15 protein-coding genes are annotated in these 22,546 nt (G+C 61.9%); 6 read left to right on the forward strand and 9 right to left on the reverse strand.

Features of this window, described 5'->3' with window-relative positions; translation table 11 throughout:
- Positions 1-840: 840 nt before the first annotated feature.
- Positions 841-1,551, reverse strand: coding sequence for an RHS repeat-associated core domain-containing protein (locus WM94_RS07620; RefSeq protein WP_256207004.1), 711 nt, complete (start codon positions 1,549-1,551; stop codon positions 841-843).
- A 172-nt stretch (positions 1,552-1,723) separates the two neighbouring features.
- Between WM94_RS07620 and WM94_RS07625 the strand changes: the two genes are divergently transcribed.
- Positions 1,724-2,305, forward strand: a complete 582-nt coding sequence (locus tag WM94_RS07625; protein WP_061550865.1) for a DUF2780 domain-containing protein — start codon at positions 1,724-1,726, stop codon at positions 2,303-2,305.
- A 102-nt stretch (positions 2,306-2,407) separates the two neighbouring features.
- Here WM94_RS07625 and WM94_RS28845 read toward each other — a convergent pair whose 3' ends face one another.
- The 3 genes from WM94_RS28845 to WM94_RS07640 all read right to left on the reverse strand — a co-directional run bounded on the left by WM94_RS28845 (position 2,408) and on the right by WM94_RS07640 (position 5,733).
- Positions 2,408-3,157 (reverse strand): RHS repeat-associated core domain-containing protein, encoded by a 750-nt coding sequence (locus WM94_RS28845; protein WP_082810534.1) that lies wholly within the window; start codon positions 3,155-3,157, stop codon positions 2,408-2,410.
- 93 nt (positions 3,158-3,250) lie between these two features.
- A complete protein-coding gene (locus tag WM94_RS07635) occupies positions 3,251-4,600 on the reverse strand; it encodes an APC family permease (protein WP_061550867.1) in 1,350 nt (449 codons plus the stop codon).
- Positions 4,601-4,845: 245 nt separating this feature from the next.
- Positions 4,846-5,733, reverse strand: coding sequence for an acyltransferase (locus tag WM94_RS07640; RefSeq protein WP_061550868.1), 888 nt, complete (start codon positions 5,731-5,733; stop codon positions 4,846-4,848).
- A gap of 182 nt (positions 5,734-5,915) precedes the next feature.
- On the opposite strand from WM94_RS07640, the gene WM94_RS07645 reads away from it, so the two are divergent.
- From WM94_RS07645 to creD, 4 genes are all read left to right on the forward strand, one after another.
- Positions 5,916-6,416, forward strand: a complete 501-nt coding sequence (locus WM94_RS07645) for an ATP-dependent zinc protease (RefSeq protein WP_003257529.1) — start codon at positions 5,916-5,918, stop codon at positions 6,414-6,416.
- A 184-nt stretch (positions 6,417-6,600) separates the two neighbouring features.
- On the forward strand, positions 6,601-7,281 hold the full coding sequence (gene creB, locus WM94_RS07650) for a two-component system response regulator CreB (protein WP_039613202.1): 681 nt from the start codon (positions 6,601-6,603) through the stop codon (positions 7,279-7,281).
- Entirely contained in the window at positions 7,281-8,717 is a 1,437-nt protein-coding gene (gene creC, locus WM94_RS07655; RefSeq protein WP_061550869.1) for a two-component system sensor histidine kinase CreC, read from the forward strand. The genes creB and creC overlap by 1 nt, the downstream gene beginning before the upstream one ends.
- A 190-nt stretch (positions 8,718-8,907) precedes the next feature.
- Positions 8,908-10,236, forward strand: a complete 1,329-nt coding sequence (gene creD, locus WM94_RS07660) for a cell envelope integrity protein CreD (RefSeq protein ID WP_015268673.1) — start codon at positions 8,908-8,910, stop codon at positions 10,234-10,236.
- A 131-nt stretch (positions 10,237-10,367) separates the two neighbouring features.
- Here creD and WM94_RS07665 read toward each other — a convergent pair whose 3' ends face one another.
- The 5 genes from WM94_RS07665 to aceE all read right to left on the reverse strand — a co-directional run bounded on the left by WM94_RS07665 (position 10,368) and on the right by aceE (position 19,098).
- The gene (locus WM94_RS07665; RefSeq protein ID WP_061550870.1) at positions 10,368-10,991 is read right to left on the reverse strand and encodes a glutathione S-transferase; all 624 of its coding nucleotides are present in this window, start codon (positions 10,989-10,991) and stop codon (positions 10,368-10,370) included.
- 3 nt (positions 10,992-10,994) lie between these two features.
- Positions 10,995-11,663, reverse strand: coding sequence for a peptide-methionine (S)-S-oxide reductase MsrA (msrA, locus tag WM94_RS07670; protein ID WP_003257532.1), 669 nt, complete (start codon positions 11,661-11,663; stop codon positions 10,995-10,997).
- 168 nt (positions 11,664-11,831) lie between these two features.
- Positions 11,832-14,522 (reverse strand): bifunctional diguanylate cyclase/phosphodiesterase, encoded by a 2,691-nt coding sequence (locus WM94_RS07675; RefSeq protein ID WP_061550871.1) that lies wholly within the window; start codon positions 14,520-14,522, stop codon positions 11,832-11,834.
- Positions 14,523-14,804: 282 nt separating this feature from the next.
- On the reverse strand, positions 14,805-16,439 hold the full coding sequence (aceF, locus tag WM94_RS07680) for a dihydrolipoyllysine-residue acetyltransferase (protein WP_061550872.1): 1,635 nt from the start codon (positions 16,437-16,439) through the stop codon (positions 14,805-14,807).
- Between the two features lie 13 nt (positions 16,440-16,452).
- Complete coding sequence (aceE, locus tag WM94_RS07685) at positions 16,453-19,098, reverse strand: pyruvate dehydrogenase (acetyl-transferring), homodimeric type (RefSeq protein WP_003258640.1); 2,646 nt, start codon at positions 19,096-19,098, stop codon at positions 16,453-16,455.
- Between the two features lie 383 nt (positions 19,099-19,481).
- Here aceE and glnE point away from each other — a divergent pair, with 383 nt between their 5' ends.
- On the forward strand, positions 19,482-22,415 hold the full coding sequence (gene glnE / locus WM94_RS07690; protein WP_061550873.1) for a bifunctional [glutamate--ammonia ligase]-adenylyl-L-tyrosine phosphorylase/[glutamate--ammonia-ligase] adenylyltransferase: 2,934 nt from the start codon (positions 19,482-19,484) through the stop codon (positions 22,413-22,415).
- Positions 22,416-22,546: the final 131 nt, after the last annotated feature.

Consider the following 22,546-nt stretch of genomic DNA (forward strand, 5'->3'; position numbering starts at 1 on the left):
TGCGCCCGTGAGGGCAGAAAACCAAGGCTATGCCTTGGTTTTCCAATAATCAGCGGCTGAAAATCGGGGTTTTCGGCATCTCCAAGCCGTCCATTTGCGGCTGGTGGGTAACTTGTTCGGAGAATCCTTAAGGGAGTGGGGATTATGGGGCGGATCAGAAACAGTTCTCAGCATGGTGTAACCCTCAATTTGCGATGAAGCCGCCGCCATTTGCTGTCAAACAAAGGGCGGCAGTTGTGCAATGGGTTGACAGACCGGTCAAATTGAGGGGCCCGGCGCACCCGAAGGTGCCCCACGCACAGCCGCCATGAAAGGCAGGGCATAGCTTTTAATTTGAGTCGGCCCGTCAAAGCCGATCGCTGATGTGCAGCGACCGCCCGAGACCAGGACGCAACCCAGAACACCACAATGGCTTGGAGGGAGTTGGGAGTATGTTCCGTGCGGCTTGAAAATGACAGCCCCTCAGGAGGTGAGGGGCTTTGTGGCGTTGTAGTACAAATATAGACACAAAGGCGTAATGTACTACCTATGGGAGTGGTATTTGTAGCTAGCGGTGCAAGCGAATGGCATTTCGCCTGCCACTTACTGGATCGATTCTGGGAACTCCGGATTCATGGGCAAAGTTTAGCATTTTTTGGTTATTTCTATTTATACGTAAGAATGCGACTCCTGGATGCAGGTCAGCAGATGCGTCGCTGTTTTCCAGTCGGCGGATAGGTAAATTTTCAATTTCCTGTATGACACTATTATGAAGGGCGCGCTTACGTTTTGTGTCAATTGGAAGAATACCCTCAACTTCTCCTTGGATTGCCGCAGGTACTAAGTTTGCATCTAGTTTTTTTACATTTTTTTGGATAATTCCCCAATCTCCAAGTGGAATGCCTTTGATGTGGAGGCGAGGTTCCCCAGGTCTTTTGCTGGAAGTTGACTGAATATTTTATCTCGTACACCTGGTTCATTGATGATGCTTAAAGTACCCCCTGGGTTGGATGAAGGCTTTCTCAATCCCGTAATATTACCGATCCACTTGGCAACGCTACGTAAATGGTGGGGAATGTTCCCCGAGGGGTCTACTTTATTGATAGGGTCGTTCTGGCAGTAAGCGTAAGCATTCACACCTCCTCTGTCGAAGGGGCTGAACGTGTCCGGGCTGCCGAACCGCATCAGGCATGTGATGTATAGTCGGTGCCCATTGCCCAGTAGATATCCTTGAGTCAAAAGGTCTCGCCGCTGCCCATTGAATCCGAGCAGTGCTGCCGCTTTTTCAATGTTTAGATAGCCATAGGGGGAGTACGACATTGAGTCACTCAGCATGCCAAGTACTGTATTGGCTTCATCGACTCTAAAAAAGTTAGGCTCCTGAGTTTGGTCAAGCTGAGCCATATGGGTGGCTTGCGCCCCGAAAACATGACAATAGCCTTGCGCATATATCTCGGTAGTAAGTTTGCCATTTTTATAGAAGGTCATGGTGCTTCTATCTGAGACCCTTTGGGAGTGCGGGCTGATTGATGTTGAAACCAATTCTCTTCTACTTCCGGTGTTGTCCATCATAAATTTCTTCCTGGGCGCTTGCGATTTTGCGATGGCGCTTTAGATTGCGCGCCATGTTTAGATGGTGACAACTAGCAATTCTGCTAGGTAACGAACGGCTGGAACAAACCCCAAAACCATGAGTCAAACTACTCGTTTCCCACGCCATCCCGGCCGACGAGGTCCCCTCCCGATGAGAGCATTCACCCTGGCAACCCTGATGACCCTGGCCGCAAGCCCGGTGTTCGCCTTCAACCTCAGCGACGCCGCCAACGCCGTGTCGGCCATGCAGAACCAGAATCAGAGCCAGCAAGGCCAGTTACAGGCACCCGAGGCGCAGGCAAACCTGCTCAATACCTTGGGCAGCCAATTGAATATCACCCCGGAGCAAGCCGTGGGCGGGGCAGGGGCCATGCTTGGGCTGGCGCGCAACAACCTGAGCAGCGACGACTATGGCCAATTGACCAAGGCCGTGCCAGGGCTGGACCTGCTTGCCGGGGCCAATGTGCTGGGTGGCTTGAGTGGCCTGGGTGAGCTGCTGGGCAAGAACAGCGAGAGCCAGTCGGCCTTGAGCAATGCGCTGGGCAACAATGTGGAAAACCGCAGCGACCTGGACAATGCGTTCAAGGCGCTGGGGATGGATACCGGGATGATCGGGCAGTTTGCGCCGTTGCTGCTGCAGTACCTGGGGCAGCAGGGGATTGCCGGGTCGTTGTTACAGAGCCTGGGTAGCCTGTGGGCAAAGCCGGCGCCTTTGGTTCAGCCTTCAGTCTGAAATTTTAGTACGCGTAGTACTGGCCCTATCACCAGCGGCCAGCAGTTTAATAAGGTAGCGGGTGATTAGGGGCCGACTTCTTTGAGTATCTGGGTATCGGCTTTAAAAGTGAAACCATCGGAGTTGATCAGTCCCGAGTTGTTGACGGATCTCCTCCGCTCTCCTTCCAATACGCTCAATATCATTGCGGTATTGCTGAAATAGCTCGGAGCCCGGCTCGAGGTAACCTAGGTTTCTATTGAAGGTTTGAATATGCCCGTCGGCGATCACCAACTCATTGTAGAGACTTAGAGCATTATCCAGCGTTATTGTCTGCGGTGCCTGCTCCGCACGCGGTATGTTGTTGAGAGGTAGCGCTGCATTGCGTTCGTGGTTCGGGGCAGCTGCGGCATCAAGCCCGCCGCGGTGTGCATACCTTTGCTGACCTCTGGGTTGAGCAAGAGGGTTTCTTGGCGGATTCAAAGCGGCCTGTTGTTGCCTGCGCTGCAGTCGCCGAATCAACATAGCGTTTTCTTGGCCAACTTCGTCAGGTTGCAGCAGCGGTACACGTCGGTTGATAAAACTAGGTATGCGCTGCGGTTTAGACCCGGCATGTCCGTCTGGGTCTGACTTATTCACTGGGTCGTTAACGCAGTAACTATATGCATTTAGCCCTCCCGCCCCAAACGGACTCCAACTGTCAGGCGCAAGAAACCGCATGAGTAACGTGCTGTACGGCCGGTAACCATTGCCAAGCAGGTATGTTCCAGAGTGGCTTTCTTGCAGTTCGCCATTGAAGCCGAGCAGGGACGCAAGGCCGGCTTCGGTGGGGCTGTATCCGTATGGGGTATAGGCAGGTAGGACGATTTGCATCGGTAATGACCTCGCGCAAGTCTGGACCGCTTCAGCTTGGGTCAACGCGAGGCCATGTACAACTGGAAGAAATGACAGTACTTGCGGCGGACCTCAGCCCGCTTCGGAGAAGTCAGCCAGCAGAACCGGACGGCGGAAACCCGAAGTCAGAACGGCCAAGTACGCAAGACCCAGCGCAAACCAGCACAGGCCAATCACCAAGGTAAGCGCCGACAGGCTGGTCCACAGCCACAGTGTCAACCCCAACCCCACCAGCGGCACCAGGCCATAGCTCAGCAGCCCTTTGAGGCTGCGCTGCGAGGCATCGTCCACCAGGTGGGTCTTCACCACCGCCAGGTTCACCGCCGAAAACGCCACCAGCGCACCAAAGCTGATCAGCGAGGCAAGGGTCGCCAGGTCGATCACCAACGCCAGCAACGAGAACGCCGAAACCAGCAGAATGGCGAACACCGGCGTGCCAAAGCGCGGTGACAGGTAGCCGAACGTTCGCTGCGGCAGCACCTTGTCACGGCCCATGGTGAACAGAATGCGCGACACCGCCGCCTGCGAGGCCAGCGCCGAGCCAAGGCTGCCGGCCACATAGGCCGCAGTGAAGAAGTTGGCCAGGAACTGCCCGCCCGCCTTGAACATCACCTCGTTGGCCGCCGCATCGGCATTGGCAAAGGTGGTGCCCGGCAGTACCAGTTGGCTTACATAAGCCAGCACGGTGAACAGTACCCCGGCGAACAGGGTGGTGAGGATGATTGCCCGTGGCACATCGCGGCGGGCATCGCGGCATTCTTCGGCCAAGGTTGAGACAGCGTCAAAGCCGAGGAACGACAGGCACAGCACCGCCGCACCAGCCATCAGCGCGCCGAAGCCTGGCTGCGAACCGTCGCCCAGCAGTGGCGAAAGCAGGTCGAGCGGTTGGCCGGCCAGGGACTGGCAGGACAGGGCGACGAACACCACGATGAAGACGATCTGCGCCCCGACGATCAGGTTGCTGGTCTTGGCCACAGAGTGAATACCGACCACGTTGAGCACCGTGACCAGGGCGATAGAGGCCAGCGCGATCGACCACGCGGGGATGGCCGGAAAGGCGATGTTCAGGAACAAGCCGATCAGCAGGTAGTTGATCATCGGCAGGAACAGGTAGTCGAGCAGCAGCGACCAGCCGGCCAGGAAGCCAACGTTCGGGCCGAAGGCCATGTTGGTGTAGGAGTACGCCGAGCCCGCGACCGGGAAGCGTTTGACCATGAAGCTGTAGGAGGTGGCGGTGAACAGCATGGCCACCAGGGTGACGATATAGGCGCCGGCCGTGCGGCCACCAGTAAGTTCGGTGACGATGCCGTAAGTGGTGAAGATGGTCAGCGGGACCATGTACACCAGGCCGAAGAACACCAGGGCGGGCAGGCCGAGGACACGGCGGAGCTGGACGGGGGTGGAGCTGGGTGGGTTGGCCATCGTTCGATCCAGAGCATTTTTGTAGTTGTGCTTTGGTCGATTTTTATCCACTTAGGTGGGGTGTGACAAAGAAGTAATCCTAATGCTGATTATTAGCCAGGTTTTTAATCGGATATTTGTAATGCCTGTTCCGGCCTCTTCGCGGGTAAACCCGCTCCCACAGGGGGCTCACAGGTCTTGAGTACTGCGCAGTACCTGTGGGAGCGGGTTTACCCGCGAAGAGGCCTGGTCAGGCAATGGAAATCTCAGCCCATCTCCACCCGCAGCTGCTCGATCCGCAAGTCCTTCTCCACCCACAACTGGTTCACCCAGGCCTGCACGGTCTGCCTGAACTCAGCATCATTCTCGTAATCCCCCGTCCACAGCATCGGGTCCAGTTCACGCACACGAATGTCGATAATCACCCGGCTGATGCTGCCATTTAGCAAATCCCAGAACCCCGGCGCCTTGTTGCCGGGGTAGACGATGGTCACATCCAGCAAGGCATCCAGTTGCTCGCCCAATGCCGCCAGCACGAACGCCACACCACCAGCCTTGGGCTTGAGCAGGTAGCGATAGGGCGATTGCTGCTCGCGGTGCTTGGCCTCGGTAAAGCGTGTGCCTTCCAGGTAGTTCACCACGGTCACCGGCTGGCGCTTGAACAGCTCGCAGGCCGCCTTGGTGATCTCCAAATCCTTGCCCTTGAGCTCTGGGTGTTTCTCCAGGAAGGCCTTGCTGTAGCGCTTCATGAACGGGTAATCCAGCCCCCACCAGGCCAGGCCCAGCAGTGGTACCCAGATCAGCTCCTTCTTCAGGAAGAACTTGAAGAACGGTGTACGGCGGTTGAGGCTCTCGATCAGCGCCGGGATATCGACCCAGGTCTGGTGGTTGCTGACGGCCAGGTACGAAGTGTCCTTGCGCAGGTTCTCGACGCCGCGGATATCCCACTGGGTAGGAATGCACAGGGCAAAGATGGCCTTGTCGATCTCCGACCAGGTCTCGGCCACCCACATCACCGCCCAGGAAGCATAGTCACGCCCACGCCCCGGAAGCACCAGTTTGAGCAGGGCGAAGACCAGCAGCGGGCAGATCAACACCAGGGTGTTGAGCAGCAGCAGGGTGGTAGTGAGGATGCCGGTCAGCAGGCGACGCATAAAGAGACTCTTGTTGTAGGAGATAAACGGTTGGCAATGATAAGCAGGGCAGTGGCCTACGCCAAATTTCCAGTGCCCTGCGGCGAGGACAAATGTTTCACATTATGTTGGATAGGCTTGTGACAGCGAACCTATCCTGCCAGTGCAGTCTAAGCACTGACCCTCCTCAAGGAAGCTTGCCTGTGAAACCTCTGCTTGCCCTGTTGTCGTTGTTGGCGCTGCCGGTCATGGCCGCCGAGCCCACAATCTATGGCCGTTACGAGAACATAGCCCTGCCCGAACTGGGCGAAACCCTGAAAGCCAAGATGGATACCGGTGCCTTCACCGCGTCGCTGTCGGCCAAGGATATCGAGCTGTTCACCCGTGATGGCGACGAGTGGGTGCGCTTCCGCCTGGCCACCAAGGACTCGGACGGCAAGGTGTACGAGCACAAGGTTTCGCGTATCAGCAAGATCAAGGGCCGTGCCGATGAAGAGGAGGAAGGCGATGCGCCGGAAATCTCCAAGCGCCCGGTGGTCGACCTGGAGCTGTGCCTGGGGGACGTGAAGCGCACCGTCGAGGTCAACCTGGTGGACCGCAGCAGCTTCAACTACCCGTTGCTGGTGGGCTCCAAGGCTTTGCGCGAGTTCAAGGCGGCGGTCAATCCGGCCAAGAAGTTCACTGCTGGCAAGCCTGACTGCTGATTCAAAACCGCATTGGTCCCTCCATTGTAGGAGCGGCCTTGTGTCGCGATCGGGCCGCAAAGCGGCCCCTCGATTCCAGCGTTGATGCAGACATTGTCGGGGCCGCTCTGCGGCCCTTTCGCGACACAAGGCCGCTCCTACACAATAGTGCGTCGCCATAGATATCTGCACAGGCCCGGACGCCATGCCCCACATCCTCATCGTCGAAGACGAAGCCGCCATCGCCGACACCTTGGTCTATGCCCTGCAGGCCGACGGCCATAGCACCGAATGGGTAACCCTGGGCAGCGCCGCCCTCGACCAGCAGCGCCAGCGCCCGGCCGACCTGGTCATCCTCGATATCGGCCTGCCCGATATCAGTGGCTTCGAAACCTGCCGTCAGCTGCGCCGCTTCAGCGAAGTACCGGTAATGTTCCTCAGCGCCCGCGACGGCGAAATCGACCGGGTGGTGGGACTGGAAATCGGCGCAGACGACTATGTGGTCAAACCCTTCAGCCCGCGTGAAGTGGCGGCGCGAGTACGGGCGATCCTCAAGCGCATGGGCCCCAGGGTCGAGCCAGCTGTCGAGACCACGCTGTTCCAGCTCGATACCTTGCGCATGCAGATCACCTACCGCGGCCAGCCACTCCCCCTTACCCGCCACGAATTCCGCCTGTTGCAATGCCTGCTCGAGCAACCGCACCGGGTATTCAGCCGCGAACAGCTGCTCGACGCCGTGGGTGTGGCCTCTGACGTGGGGTACGAGCGCACCATCGACAGCCATATCAAGAGCCTGCGCGCCAAGCTGCGCCAAGTGGCCAGCGACGCCGAACCGATCCAGACCCACCGCGGCCTCGGCTACAGCTACAGCCCGGACCATGCCTGATGCGCCTGGGCATCCGGATCTTCCTGGTGTACTTCCTGTTCGTCGGGCTGGCGGGCTACTTTCTGCTCAACACGGTGCGTGAACAGATCCGTCCGGTAGTGCGACAGTCCTCGGAAGAAACGCTGGTGGACACCGCCAACCTGCTGGCCGAGATCCTGCACGATGACGTCAAGGCCGGCACCCTGAACCAGAGCCGCTTGCCCGAAGTGCTCAAGGCCTACGGCTCGCGCAGCCCGGGTGCGCAGATCTGGGGGCTGGCCAAGAACCAGGTCAGCCACCGCATCTACGTCACCGATGCCAAGGGCACCGTACTGCTGGACTCCAGCGGCGAGGACCTGGGCAAGGACTACTCGAAGTGGAATGACGTGTACCTGACCCTACGTGGCCAGTATGGCGCCCGTTCCACCCGCAGCGACCCCGAAGATGAAAGCACCTCGGTGATGCATGTAGGCGCGCCGATCATCGACGATGGCAAGATCATCGGCGTGGTCACCGTGGCCAAGCCCAACAGCTCGCTGCAACCGTACATCGACCGCTCCGAACGGCGCTTGCTCACCTTGGGGCTGGGGCTGATCGGCCTGGGCCTGCTGATCGGTGCCGCGTTGTCGTGGTGGCTGGCGCGCTCGCTGCGCCGGCTGGCCCGCTACGCTCAGGCGGTCAGCGAGGGCGAGCGCGCCGCCCTGCCGCATTACAAGGGTGGTGAACTGGCGCACCTGGCCCAGGCGGTCGAGCGCATGCGCACTCAACTGGAAGGCAAGGCTTATGTCGAGCGGTATGTGCATACCCTGACACACGAGCTGAAAAGCCCGCTGGCGGCCATTCGTGGCGCGTCTGAGCTGTTGCAGGGCGATGACATGCCGGCTGACCAGCGGGCGCGCTTTGCCGGCAACATCGAGCGCGAGAGCGAGCGTTTGCAGCAGATGATCGAACGCCTGCTCAACCTGGCCCGGGTCGAGCAGATGCAGGCGCTGGAGGATGAGCAGCAGGTGGCGCTGGCGGCGTTGGTGGACGAGTTGCTGTTGGCCCATGCGGCGCGTATCGAAGGTGCCGATTTGCAGGTGCGCCAGCGGGTGCCGGCTGGCTTGCGCTTGTTGTGTGACCCGTTCCTGATGCGCCAGGCGCTGGCCAACCTGCTCGACAACGCGTTGGACTTCACCCCGGAGGGAGGCGCGCTGTTGTTCGACCTGGAGCGCGATGGCGAACGGGTGGCGCTGAGTGTGTTCAACCAGGGGCAGGCGATACCTGCCTACGCCATTGGGCGGGTGAGCGAGCGGTTCTACTCGCTGCCGCGGCCGGGGAGTGGGCGCAAGAGTACCGGGCTGGGGCTGAATTTCGTGGCCGAGGTGATGCAGCTGCATGGCGGGGCGTTGGCGGTGGATAACGTCGATGGTGGGGTGCGGGTGAGGTTGTGGCTGCCGGTGCGGCGTATCAGCTGACATTGCCGGGGCTGCTGCGCAGCCCATCGCGACACAAGGCCGCTCCTACAAGAGCGCGCGTCCTCCTGTAGGAGCGGCCTTGTGTCGCGATGGGCCGCAAAGCGGCCCCAAAAACACACAATCTCCACACCATCTCCCCGAGGCCTCCACGCAAGGCGCAGACACTGCGCCCACTGCCACAGGAGGCCCCATGAACAAGACCCTCGGTTTCAAACTCGGCATGATCGCCGTATTGATCTTGCTGCTGCTCGTCCCGCTACTGCTGATCAGCGGCCTGATCGGTGAACGCCAGGCCCTGCGCGACACTGTGCTGCGCGATATCGCCCAGAGCGCTAGCTTCGACCAGCAACTCAGCGGCCCGCTGCTGGTGGTGCCCTACCGCAAGTACCAGCGCCGCTGGATCGAAAAGGACGGCGAGCGCACCCAGGAAACCAGCACCATTGCCGGTCACCTGTACTTCCTGCCGGAAACCTTCGACGCCGACCTGGGCGTGGACACCGAACTGCGCGCCCGTGGCATCTACCAGGCCCGGCTGTTCCACGCCAAGGGCCGTATCAGTGGCCGCTTCAAGCTCCCGGAACGCTGGGGCATCGACAAGGACTTCGACGACTACCGCTTCGACAAGCCGTTCCTGGTGGTGGGCATCAGCGATATCCGCGGCATCGAGAACGGCCTTGAGCTGAGCATCGGCGAGCAGAAAGTACCGTTCGAAGCCGGTACCCGGCTCGACTGGATGCGCGGCGGCGTGCACGCCAGCCTGCCGGGGCTGGACGGCTTGCAGGCGCGTGAATTCAGCTATGGTTTCGATCTCGCACTGCAAGGCACCGGCCAGCTGCACGTAGTGCCGGTGGGCCGCACCAGTGCCGTGGACCTGCGTGCCAACTGGCCGCACCCGAGCTTCGTCGGCAACTACCTGCCCAGTCGCCGCGATATCGACGCCCAAGGCTTCAGTGCCCACTGGCAGACCTCGTTCTTTGCCACCAACCTCGAAGACGCCCTGCGCCAGTGCGCTACCGCCGGGCAGTGTGCGGACTTCAGCGAGCGCAGCTTCGGTGTCAGCTTCGTCGACCCGGTGGACCAGTACCTGAAGAGCGAGCGGGCGATCAAGTACGCCTTGCTGTTCATCGCCCTGACCTTCGCCGGCTTCTTCCTGTTCGAAGTGCTTAAGAACCTCAGCGTACACCCGGTGCAGTACATCCTGGTGGGGGTGGCGCTGGCTTTCTTCTACCTGCTGTTGCTGTCGTTGTCCGAGCACATCGGCTTTGGTTTGGCGTATGGGTTGTCAGCTTCGGCGTGTGTGCTGCTGATCGGCTTCTACCTGAGCCATGTGCTGCGCAGCCTGGGGCGTGGGGTGGGCTTTGCGGTGGGGTTGGCGGCGTTGTATGCGCTGCTGTACGGGCTGCTGAGTGCCGAGGACTATGCGCTGTTGATGGGCTCGTTGCTGTGCTTTGGCCTGCTGGGGGTATTCATGGTGCTGACCCGGCGGCTGGATTGGGCCCGGGTGGGGAGGGTGGCATGAGGGAGGACAGAGAGATCGGGCGGTGGTTGGCCCTCAGGATCGGGCAGTTGTTTCCTGTGATACCGAGGTGAGGCATTCGCAGCACAAGGCTGCTCCTACAGGGGAGCAGCCTTGTGCTGCGAATGGGCCTGTCAGGCTGCCGGTGCTGTTGCCACCATCGACGGCCGCTTGGCCACCTCGGCATACCACGCAGCCAAGCCAGGCTGGTGCTCACGCCAGCCAAACTCGGGCTGGCGCAAATCCAGATACCCCAGCGCACAGGCCACGCCAATCGCTGCCAGGTCGAACCCGGACATCAACTCGGGCAAATGCTCCTGCTCCAGATTGGCCAGGCTACGGCGGATCTTGTCGCCCTGTGCCTGCAGCCAACCATCCCAGCGCTTGTCTACAGGGCGCAGGAAACTCTCGTAGCGGCTCGACACCGCCGCATCCATGATGGCATCGGCCTGCGACACTAGCGTCATGCGCCGCCAACGCGCCGAGCCTTCGCGCGGCAGCAGCGGCAGGCCGACGTGCTGCAGGTCGAGGTACTCGCAGATCACCCGGCTGTCATGCAGAACGGTGCCGTCTTCCAAGCGCAGGGCCGGGATCTTGCCGATCGGGTTGTCCTGGTTGAGCTGTGGGTCGCCGCTGACCGGGCTGATGTTCACCGGCTGCAGCTGCACGCGCTCAAGTTGGCCGGTCTCGTGCAACACCACCATGACCTTGCGCACGAAAGGCGACAACGGCGAGTGGAACAGAGTCATCGTGCTCATGCTTCAGTTACCCTGCAGGCTCGGTGGCAGGCACACGCCGGTACCGCCGATACCGCAGTAGCCGTCCGGGTTCTTGGCCAGGTACTGCTGGTGGTAGGCCTCGGCGAAGTACACGGTCGGTGCCTGGTCGATTTCGGTGGTGATCTCACCGAAGCCGGCCTTGCTCAGTTCGGCCTGGAAGGCGTCGCGGCTGGCCTTGGCCTGTTCCAGCTGCTCAGGGCTGGTGCAGTAGATGGCCGAGCGGTACTGGGTGCCGATGTCGTTGCCCTGGCGCATGCCCTGGGTCGGGTTGTGCAGTTCCCAGAACATCGCCAGCAACTCGCGGTAGCTGACTCTGTCCTTGTCGAACACCACCAGCACCACTTCGGTGTGGCCGGTCAGGCCCGAGCACACTTCCTCGTAGGTGGGGTGGGGGGTGAAGCCGCCTGCGTAGCCGACCACTGTGCTGACCACGCCTTCACGCTGCCAGAAGCGGCGCTCGGCGCCCCAGAAGCAACCCAGGCCGAAGATGGCGAAGTCGATGGCACCTTCGAAGAATGGGCCGAGCAGCGGCGTGTCTTTGAACACGTAGTGGAACTCGGGCAGGCTCATTGGCGTTTCGCGGCCAGGCAGGGCCTGTTCCGCGGTTGGCATGACGTTTTTGTTCACCAGGATTTCCGAACGCAGGACCATGGCCGTTCCTCTGTGTTTATTCAGTTGGATAGGTGGTGGGGCCATCGCCGGCAAGCCAGCTCCCACAGGGATATCACAGATTTTGAGATATGAGCGGTCCCTGTGGGAGCTGGCTTGCCGGCGATAGGGCCCGAATGGGTTCTATAGTGCCCGAGGTTTGCGCGGCTGTCAGGCCGCTGGGCCACGCGGATAGCGCTTCAGCCGTTCAGCCAGCTCGCGCCCCGGAATCGGCCGGTCGAACAGGTAGCCCTGGCCCACGTCGCAGCGGTGCCGACGCAGGAACGCCAGCTGCTCCGGTGTCTCGATACCCTCGGCCACCACCTTCAGCTTGAGGTTGTGAGCCATGGCCACCACCGCCGATGTGATTTCCATGTCGTCCTGGTTGTCCGGGATCTCGTTGATGAAGCTGCGGTCGATCTTGAGGATGTCGATCGGAAACTTCTTCAGGTAGCTCAGCGACGAATAACCGGTGCCGAAATCGTCCATGGCCAGGGTCAGGCCCAGGGCCTTCAGTTCATCCAGCTGGCGGTGGGTATCTTCGGTGGCTTCCAGCAGCAGGCCTTCGGTCAGCTCCAGCTCCAGCAGGTGCGGGGGCAGGGCTTCTTCCTCGAGGATCGTGCTGATCGATGCCACCAGGTCCGGGTCGGAGAACTGCTTGGGGGACAGGTTGATGGCCACATGCAGGTTGCCCATGCCGGCTTTGCGCAGTTGCTGGCTCATGCGGCACGACTGTCGCACCACCCATTTGCCGATGGGGATGATCAGGCCGGTTTCTTCCGCCACGCTGATGAACTGGTCCGGGCGGATCATGCCGCGTTCAGGGTGGTTCCAGCGCAGCAGCGCTTCCAGCCCCAGCAGGCGACCGCTGCGCAGGCACAGCTTGGGCTGGTAGAACACTTCCAGCTCGTTCTGGGTCAGGGCACGACGCAGGTTGTTCTCGACGAACAGCTTGTAGCTGGCTTCGGCATTGAGCACTTCGGTAAACACCTGCACCTGATGCTTGCCGTTGGCCTTGGCCTTGTGCAGCGCCAGGCCGGCGTTCTTCATCAGGCTGGCCGGGTCGGCGCCATGCAGTGGCGCGCAGGCCAGGCCCACCGAGGCGGTGACGTTGATCAGCTGGTTGTCGACGAACATCGGTTTGTCGAGGGTGCGCAGCAATTGCTGGGCGACGCCCTGGCCATCTTCAAGGCTTGTATCGTCGAGCAGTACCGCGAACTCGTTACTGGCAAAGCGCGCGAGGATACCGCCGGAGTGCAAGCTGTTGCGCAGGCGTCGGGCCAGGCTGATCAGCAGCTTGTCGCCGGTCTGGTGGCCGAGGCTGTCGTTGATGCGCTTGAAGTTGTCGATGTCCACCAGCAGCAGGCACATCGAGTATTCGCCATCACGGGCAAAGCGCTCGTCCAGGCTGCGAATGAACGCCGGGCGGTTGCCCAGGTTGGTCAGGTTGTCGGTGTAGGCCAGGCGCTCGATGCGCTGCTGGGCCAGCTTCGTCTGGGTGACGTCTTCGTAGATGCCGATGTAGTGGGTCAGCTCACGGTTGTCGCCATATACCTTGGAAATCGAAAGCTGGCCCCAGTAGGGTTCGAGGTTCTTGCGGCGGCTCTTGAACTCGCCCTGCCAGCTGTTGCCCATGGCCAGGCTCGACGGCGAGTCGAACAGCAGCTCGCTCAGGTTCTCCAGCGCTGACAGCTCGGCCAGGTGGCGGCCTTGCACTTCCTCGGTGCTGTACTGGGTGATGGCAGTAAAGCTGGGGTTGACGTATTCCACCACACCGTCGCGGTTGACCAGCAGGAAGGCGCTGGCGCTTTGCTCGACTGCGCGCTGGAACAGGTGCAGGGCGCTGGCGGCGGTGCGCCGGTTGTGGTTGGTGATGACCTGGGCGAACTGGTCGGCCAGTTCGCCGGCAAAAGCGATTTCGTCCGACTGCCAGGCCCGTGTCTGGCCGGTCTGCTCCAGGCACAGCACGCCGACGACCTGGCCATCGACACGGATACTGGCATCGAGCATGGCCTTGTTATCCGGGCACAGGCTTTGCGTCAGGGCGCGGGTCCGCGGGTCGTGGCTGGCATTGTGGGCGTCGATGGCGCGGCTGGCGTGCAACGCGTCAAGGTAGTCGGGGAAGCGGCTGGCATCGATGGCTTCGGGCTGGCGGTGTTCTTGCGCGTCCCGGTACCAGGCGATGATCGGCTCCAGACGCTGGTCTTCAAGGTGCCAGATGCTCGCAATATCGACCTTGTAGATTTCGCAGGCGCTCTGGGTAATCAGCTGGGCGGCTTCCCGCAGAGAGTTGCCTGCGCTGTAGCGTTGGCGGGCCAGGCGCAGGATCAGGTCTTGCTGGCCACGTACCCGTTCCAGGTGTTCGAGTTGTTCCTGCTGCGCGCGCTGGTTCAGTTGCAGGGCCAGTTGCAGGCGGTTGTTGCGCGATTCCAGGTCGCTGGCACCGGCATCGCTGGTTTCTTCGGCCTGGTCGTCGAGCACGCTCAGGTAGCCGCGCAACAGATGGCGGTTGTGCTGCTTGTAGGCTTCCCCAGCCTCCAGCAGGCGTAGCGAAGCAGTTGGCGTGTGCAAGGTGTAGCGCACGCGGTAGTACCCGCGCTGGGCCAGTTGCAGCTGGATCTCGTCGTGTAGCCGGTAGCGGGCCTCGGGTTCCATCAGGCTGGCGTAGGGTGCGTCTACCAGGGCGCAGAGGTCGCCAGCGTGCAGGCCGAACTGGCGCTCGCAGGCCGGGTCGAGGTAGAGCATGGCCCAAGTGGCTTCGTTGAGCCTTTCGAAGCGCAGCATGCCGAGCCGCGAGGGCACGGGTAACTGCGTGACGACCTCGGCCGCCACACGGCTGGCGGCATCGGGTTGGCTTTTCATCGAAGACTCGCTTGAAGAGGAAACGCGGCCTTTGGGGGCGGCAGGTCTGGCAAGGTTGCATCATGTCCCGGGGGCTGGCAAGCAGCCATGCGTGATGCTGTGGACGGGTTATCGGCTGGTGGGTGGGAATCTGTAGTCTGGCTGATATTTCCGGGGCCACTTTGCGGCCCCAATGTGCCTTATGCGAGGCAAAAAAAAGCCCCGCCAATCGACGGGGTTGAGGTACGAGCGTGGCAGCTCGAAAAGCATACTGCCCCTCGCAGGGAGGGGCAGCGGGCTGCCTTACAGCAGCATGGTGCGGATATCGCCCAGCACGTCGCCCAGGCGCTTGGTGAAGCGCGCGGCGGCAGCGCCGTTGATCACACGGTGATCGTAGGACAGCGACAGCGGCAGCATCAGCTTCGGCTGGAAGGCCTTGCCATCCCAGACTGGCTGCATGGTCGCCTTGGAGACGCCCAGGATCGCCACTTCCGGCGCGTTGACGATCGGCGTGAAGCCGGTGCCGCCAATGTGGCCGAGGCTGGAGATGGTGAAGCAGGCGCCTTGCATCTCGTCGGCCGACAGCTTCTTGGTGCGGGCTTTTTCGGCCAGCGCAGCCGCTTCGGCAGCCAGTTGCAGCAGGCTCTTCTGGTCGACGTTCTTGATCACAGGGACCAGCAGGCCGTCCGGGGTGTCCACGGCAAAGCCGATGTGCACGTACTTCTTGCGGATGATGGCCTTGCCGCTTGGCGCCAGCGAGCTGTTGAAGTCTGGCAGTTCCTTGAGCAGGAAGGCGCAGGCCTTGAGCAGCAGGGGCAGCACGGTCAGCTTAACGCCAGCCTTCTCGGCCACGGCCTTCTGCGCAACGCGGAAGGCTTCCAGCTCGGTGATGTCGGCGGAGTCGAACTGGGTCACGTGCGGCACGTTCAGCCAGCTGCGGTGCAGGTTGGCAGCACCGACCTGCATCAGGCGGGTCAGGGCCACTTCTTCCACTTCACCGAACTTGCTGAAGTCCACGGCAGGGATCGGCGGGATGCCGGCGCCACCGGTTGCGCCGGCGGCTGCCGGTGCCTCCTTGGCCTTCTGCATCATCGCCTTGACGTAGACCTGCACGTCTTCTTTCAGGATGCGGCCGTGCGGACCGGTCGCGGCAACCGCGCCCAGGTCGACGCCGAATTCACGGGCCAGCTGACGAACCGCCGGGCCTGCGTGAACCTTGGCGTTGCTACCGGCAGCCGGTGCGGTAGCAACCGGTGCAGGGGCAGCAGCCGGGGCTGCAGCGGCAGGTGCGGCGGCCGGAGCCGCTTCAGCCTTGGCCGGGGCAGCAGCGGCAGGTGCCGGAGCAGCAGCCGGGGCAGCGCCCGCGACTTTCAGCTTGAAGATCAGGTCGCCAGTGCCGACTTCGTCTTCCAGCTTGCACAGGACTTCTTCGACCACGCCGGCAGCCGGCGACGGGATTTCCATGGAGGCCTTGTCGGACTCCAGGGTAATCAGCGACTGGTCGGCTTCGACGGTGTCGCCGACCTTGACCAGCACTTCGATGATCTTGGCCTTGCCCGACGAACCGATGTCCGGCACGTGGATGTCCTGCACGCTGGCGGCAGCCGGGGCTGGGGCTGGGGCAGGGGCGGCTTCGGCGGCCGGAGCCGGCGCAGCAGCCTGGGCCGGAGCGGCGGCCGGAGCCTCAGGGGCCGCTGCAGCGGCGCCCTCGGCTTCCAGGACCAGCAGCTCGTCGCCTTCTTTCAGGCGGTCGCCCAGCTTGACCTTCAGTTCCTTGATGACGCCGGCTTTCGGAGCCGGGATCTCCATGGAGGCCTTGTCGGACTCCAGGGTCAGCAGGCTCTGGTCAGCCTCGATACGATCACCGACCTTGACGAACAGCTCGATGATTTCACCTTCACCGCTGCCGATGTCAGGTACGCGAATGAGTTCGCTCACTTAAAAATACTCCTCAGCAGTCCAGTGGGTTGCGCTTGTCCGGGTCGATACCGAACTTGACGATAGCGTCTGCAACAACCTTTGGTTCGATCTCGCCGCGGTCAGCCAGGGCTTCCAGGGCAGCCAGCACCACGAAGTGGCGGTCGACTTCGAAGAAGTGACGCAGCTTCTTGCGGCTGTCGCTGCGACCGTAACCGTCGGTACCCAGGACCTTGAACTCTTTGCTCGGTACCCACTGGCGAATCTGCTCGGCGAACAGCTTCATGTAGTCGGTGGAGGCGATGACCGGGCCCTTGCGACCGTTCAGGCACTGCTCGACATAGGTCTGCTGTGGCTTCTGGCCAGGCTTCAGGCGGTTGGCGCGTTCCACGGCCAGGCCGTCGCGACGCAGTTCGTTGAAGCTGGTGACGCTCCACACGTCGGCACCAACGTTGAACTCTTCACGCAGGATCTTCGCTGCTTCGCGTACTTCGCGCAGGATGGTGCCGGAGCCCATCAGCTGTACGTGGTGCGCGGCTTCGCGGGTGTCTTCTTCCAGCAGGTACATACCTTTGATGATGCCTTCCTCGACACCGGCCGGCATGGCTGGCTGCTGGTAGGATTCGTTCATCACGGTGATGTAGTAGAAGATGTCCTGTTGCTCTTCGGTCATCTTCTTCATGCCGTCCTGGATGATCACCGCCAGCTCGTAGCCGTAGGTCGGATCATAGGTGCGGCAGTTCGGGATGGTGCCCGCCATCATGTGGCTGTGACCGTCTTCGTGCTGCAGGCCTTCACCGTTCAGGGTGGTACGGCCGGCAGTACCGCCGATCAGGAAGCCACGGGTGCGGCTGTCGCCAGCGGCCCAGGCCAGGTCGCCAATACGCTGGAAGCCGAACATCGAGTAGAAGATGTAGAACGGCAGCATCGGCTGGTTGTGGCAGCTGTACGAGGTACCGGCAGCGATGAACGACGACATGGCGCCGGCTTCGTTGATACCTTCCTCGAGGATCTGGCCCTTCTTGTCTTCGCGGTAGAACATCACCTGGTCTTTATCGACTGGCTCGTAGAGCTGGCCGACCGACGAGTAGATGCCCAGCTGGCGGAACATGCCTTCCATACCAAAGGTACGGGCTTCGTCCGGGATGATCGGGACGATGCGCTGGCCGATTTCCTTGTCCTTGACCAACTGCGCCAGAATACGCACGAAGGCCATGGTGGTGGAGATTTCGCGGTCGCCCGAGCCGTCCAGGATCGCTTTCAGCGTTTCCAGTGGCGGGGTCGGTACGCTGAAGCTCTTGGCGCGGCGCTGTGGCACGAAACCGCCCAGGGCAGCACGGCGCTCGGCCAGGTACTTGGCTTCGGCAGAACCTTCTTCCGGCTTGAAGAACGGCAGGTTCTCCAGGTCGGCATCCTTGACCGGGATGTCGAAGCGGTCACGGAAGTGACGCAGGCTGTCGACGTCGACCTTCTTGGTGTTGTGCGCGGTGTTCTTGGCTTCGCCGGCACCGGTACCGTAACCCTTGATGGTCTTGGCCAGGATGACGGTAGGCTGGTCCTTGTGGTTGACCGCCTGGTGGTACGCCGCGTAGACCTTGTACGGGTCGTGGCCGCCACGGTTGAGCTTCCAGATCTCTTCGTCGGACAGGTCTTCGACCATGGCCTTGAGCTCTGGGGTGTTGAAGAAGTTCTCACGAACGTACGCGCCGTCTTTGGCTTTGTAGTTCTGGTACTCGCCGTCGATGACTTCGTCCATGCGGCGCTGCAGGGCACCGTTGGTGTCCTTGGCGAACAGTGGGTCCCAGAAGCGGCCCCAGACGACCTTGTTGACGTTCCAGCCACCGCCACGGAACACGCCTTCGAGTTCCTGGATGATCTTGCCGTTGCCGCGAACCGGGCCGTCGAGGCGCTGCAGGTTGCAGTTGATGACGAAGATCAGGTTGTCCAGCTTCTCGCGGCCGGCCAGGGCGATTGCGCCCAGGGATTCCGGCTCGTCGCACTCGCCGTCGCCCATGAAGCACCAGACCTTCTGCTTGCCGGCCGGGATGAAGCCGCGGGCTTCCAGGTACTTCATGAAACGTGCCTGGTAGATGGCCTGGATCGGGCCCAGACCCATCGAAACGGTCGGGAACTGCCAGAAGTCAGGCATCAGCCATGGGTGCGGGTACGAAGACAGGCCGTTGCCGTCCACTTCCTGACGGAAGTTGTTCATTTGGTCTTCGCTGATGCGGCCTTCCATGAACGCACGGGCGTAGATGCCTGGCGAAGCATGGCCCTGGAAGAAGATCAGGTCGCCGCCGTGCTCTTCGGTCGGGGCCTGGAAGAAGTAGTTGAAGCCGATGTCGTACAGGGTGGCGCTGGAGGCGAAGCTGGAGATGTGTCCGCCCAGGTCCGAGTCTTTCAGGTTGGTACGCATGACCATGGCCAGGGCGTTCCAACGCACCATCGAGCGAATGCGGCGTTCCATGAACAGGTCGCCAGGCATGCGTGCTTCGTGGGTGACAGGGATGGTGTTGCGGTATGGCGTGGTGATCGCATACGGCAGCTGGGAGCCACTACGGGTGGCCAGCTCGCCCATACGGGTCATCAGGTAATGAGCGCGGTCTTCGCCTTCTTTGTCGAGGACCGACTCCAGGGCATCCAGCCATTCCTGGGTTTCGATTGGATCGAGGTCTTGCATGGCTTGCTCCAGGGCGGAAAGGCAACCAGAATCGATTGCCTGAGATTGCGACTGGCCTTATGGGCAGACGTCGTGAATTCTTGGATTACCGGGGTGTCCTCCGGCGCCGTGTAGTTTTACTACATTTGCTTTCGCATTTCATGCTTTTACACGACACGAGTAGTAGTAAAACTACATTTGTGCGACGTTTCGTCGCATGCTGGCTTGTGAGGAAAAACGTTCATGTTGGTTGGCATTGTGTCGCGAACGGGTAATTCTTGATGTTTGTTGCCATTTTTTCGCTTCTTTCAGCTATTTCCAACTTTTGTACGACAGTCCAACCGTGGTCCGGCTTCCCCTTGGCCGCTTCTTCCCCTCTATTTCACGCCGATCAAGGATAGACCATGCGCCTACCTTTGCCGTCCGATCTGCCCGCTACCCTGCAGCCGCTGGTCGCGCGCAACCAGCAATTCATCAGCGATGCGGTGGCTGCCCACCCGGAACTCGACCTCCAGGCCTGGAGCCCGCTGCACCGGCAACAGTTCGACCAGGTAGCCGCCGCCAGCGACTTCGTGCTCGGCCTGGTCCGGCGCGAGCCGGCCATGCTGTTCGGCCTGCTGGCCAGTGGCGAGCTGGATCGGCGTTACGCCGCGGGTGAACTGCGCGGGCACATCGCTGCAGCCGCCCAGGCGGCGCAGAGCGAGGACGAGCTGGCGCGCAACCTGCGCCGCGAGCGCAACCGCCAACAGCTGCGCATCATCTGGCGCGACATCACCCGCCAGGCCGAGCTGGGCGAAACCTGCCGCGACCTGTCCGACCTGGCCGACGCCGCCATCGACGAAGCCTACCAATGGCTGTACCCGCGCCACTGCCAGCAGTTCGGCACGCCTGTCGGCAACCGCAGCGGCCAGCCGCAGCACATGGTGGTGCTGGGCATGGGCAAGCTGGGGGCAGTGGAGCTGAACCTGTCGTCGGACATCGACCTGATCTTCGCCTTCCCCGAAGGCGGTGAAACCGAAGGGGTGAAGCGCTCGCTGGACAACCAGGAGTTCTTCACCCGCCTGGGCCAGCGCCTGATCAAGGCGCTGGACCCGGTCACCGTCGACGGTTTCGTTTTCCGCGTCGACATGCGCCTGCGCCCGTATGGTTCGGCCGGCGCGCTGGTGCTCAGCTTCAATGCCCTGGAGCAGTACTACCAGGACCAGGGCCGTGACTGGGAACGCTACGCGATGATCAAGGCGCGGGTTGTGGCCGGCGACCAGGCGACCGGGGCACAGTTGCAGGAGATGCTGCGGCCGTTCGTGTACCGCCGCTACCTGGACTTTTCCGCGATCGAAGCGCTGCGCACCATGAAGCAGCTGATCCAGCAGGAAGTGCGGCGCAAGGGCATGGCCGACAACATCAAGCTGGGTGCCGGGGGGATTCGTGAGGTGGAATTCATCGCTCAGGCTTTCCAGCTGATCCACGGCGGGCGCGACCTCAGCCTGCAACAGCGGCCGCTGCTTAAAGTGCTGGCCACCCTCGAGGGCCAGGGCTACCTGCCGCCAGCCGTGGTCGCCGAGCTGCGCGAGGGTTATGAGTTCCTGCGCTATACCGAACACGCCATCCAGGCCATCGCCGACCGCCAGACGCAGATGCTGCCGGACAACGAGATCGATCAGGCGCGGGTGGCCTACATGCTTGGCTATGCCGACTGGCAAAGCTTCCATGACCAGCTGACGCAATGGCGTGGCCGTATTGACTGGCACTTCCGCCAAGTGATCGCCGACCCGGATGATGAAGACGGCGAGGGCGAGCTGGTGGTGGGGGGGGAATGGTCACCGCTGTGGGAGCAGGCACAGGATGAAGATGCGGCTGGCCGTCAGCTGCAAGAGGCCGGTTTCCAGCAGCCCGCCGAAGCCCTGCGGCGCCTGGCCGCGCTGCGCTCCAGCCCGCAGCTGCGTTCGATGCAGCGGATTGGCCGTGAGCGCCTGGACGCCTTTATCCCACGGTTGCTGGCCCAGGCTGTGGAACATGACAACCCCGACCTGGTGCTCGAGCGCGTGCTGCCGCTGGTCGAGGCCGTGGCACGGCGTTCTGCCTACCTGGTGCTGCTCACCGAAAACCCCGGCGCCTTGCGCCGCCTGCTGACCCTGTGCGCCGCCAGCCCGTGGATTGCCGAGCAGATTGCCCGCTACCCGCTGCTCCTCGACGAGCTGCTTAACGAAGGCCGCCTGTTCAGCCCGCCACTGGCGCCGGAGCTGGCCAGCGAACTGCGCGAACGCCTGACGCGCATCCCTGAGGACGACCTGGAGCAGCAAATGGAGGCGCTGCGCCACTTCAAGCTGGCCCACAGCCTGCGCGTGGCCGCTTCGGAAATCAGCGGCAACCTGCCGCTGATGAAAGTCAGCGACTACCTGACCTGGCTGGCCGAGGCCATCCTCGACCAGGTACTGGCCCTGGCCTGGCGCCAGACCGTGGCCCGCCACGGCCAGCCCAGGCGCAGCGACGGCAGCCTGTGCGACCCGGGCTTCATCATCATCGGCTACGGCAAGGTCGGTGGCCTGGAGCTGGGCCACGGATCGGACCTGGACCTGGTATTCATCCATGACGGCGACCCGCAGGCGGAAACCGACGGCGCCAAGCCGATCGACAGTGCGCAGTTCTTCACCCGCCTGGGCCAGCGCATCATTCACCTGCTGACCACCCAGACCAACTCGGGCCAGCTGTATGACGTGGACATGCGCCTGCGCCCGTCGGGTGCCTCGGGTCTGCTGGTGAGCTCGCTGGGAGCGTTCGAGCGCTATCAGCAGAACGAGGCCTGGACCTGGGAGCACCAGGCCCTGGTGCGGGCCCGGGTGCTGGTGGGCTGCAAGCAGGTGGGCACGGCGTTCGAAGGTGTGCGCGCCAAGGTGTTGGGCCAGGCCCGCGACCTGGAAAAACTGCGCAGCGAAGTGAGCGAAATGCGCGCCAAGATGCGCGACAACCTCGGCACCAAGGCCACCGCTGCCGGTACCGCGGCCAACGCCTTCGAGGCCGGTGTACCGTTCGATATCAAGCAGGATGCCGGCGGTATCGTCGATATCGAATTTATGGTGCAATACGCCGCTTTGGCCTGGTCCCACGACCACCCGGCCATACTCCGATGGACCGATAACATCCGCATTCTGGAAGAGCTGGAGCAGGCGGGTTTGATGCCGGCCAGTGACGCGGTGCTGTTGCGTGAAGTGTACAAGGCGTTCCGCTCGGCCTCGCACCGCCAGGCCCTGCAGAAGCAGGCCGGGGTTATCGATGCGGCGCAGTTTGCCGATGAACGCCGCGAAGTGCGGCGGATCTGGGGTGAATTGGGTTTGACTTGAGATTGCTGGGGCCGCTTTGCGGCCCATCGCGACACAAGGCCGCTCCTACAGGAGATCGCATTCCCTTGTAGGAGCGGCCTTGTGTCGCGATGGGCTGCAAAGCAGCCCCAAAGGCTCATGCCTCACCACCG

Origin of the sequence: Pseudomonas sp. ABFPK (genome assembly GCF_001586765.1) — a bacterium.
GTDB lineage: Bacteria > Pseudomonadota > Gammaproteobacteria > Pseudomonadales > Pseudomonadaceae > Aquipseudomonas > Aquipseudomonas asiatica.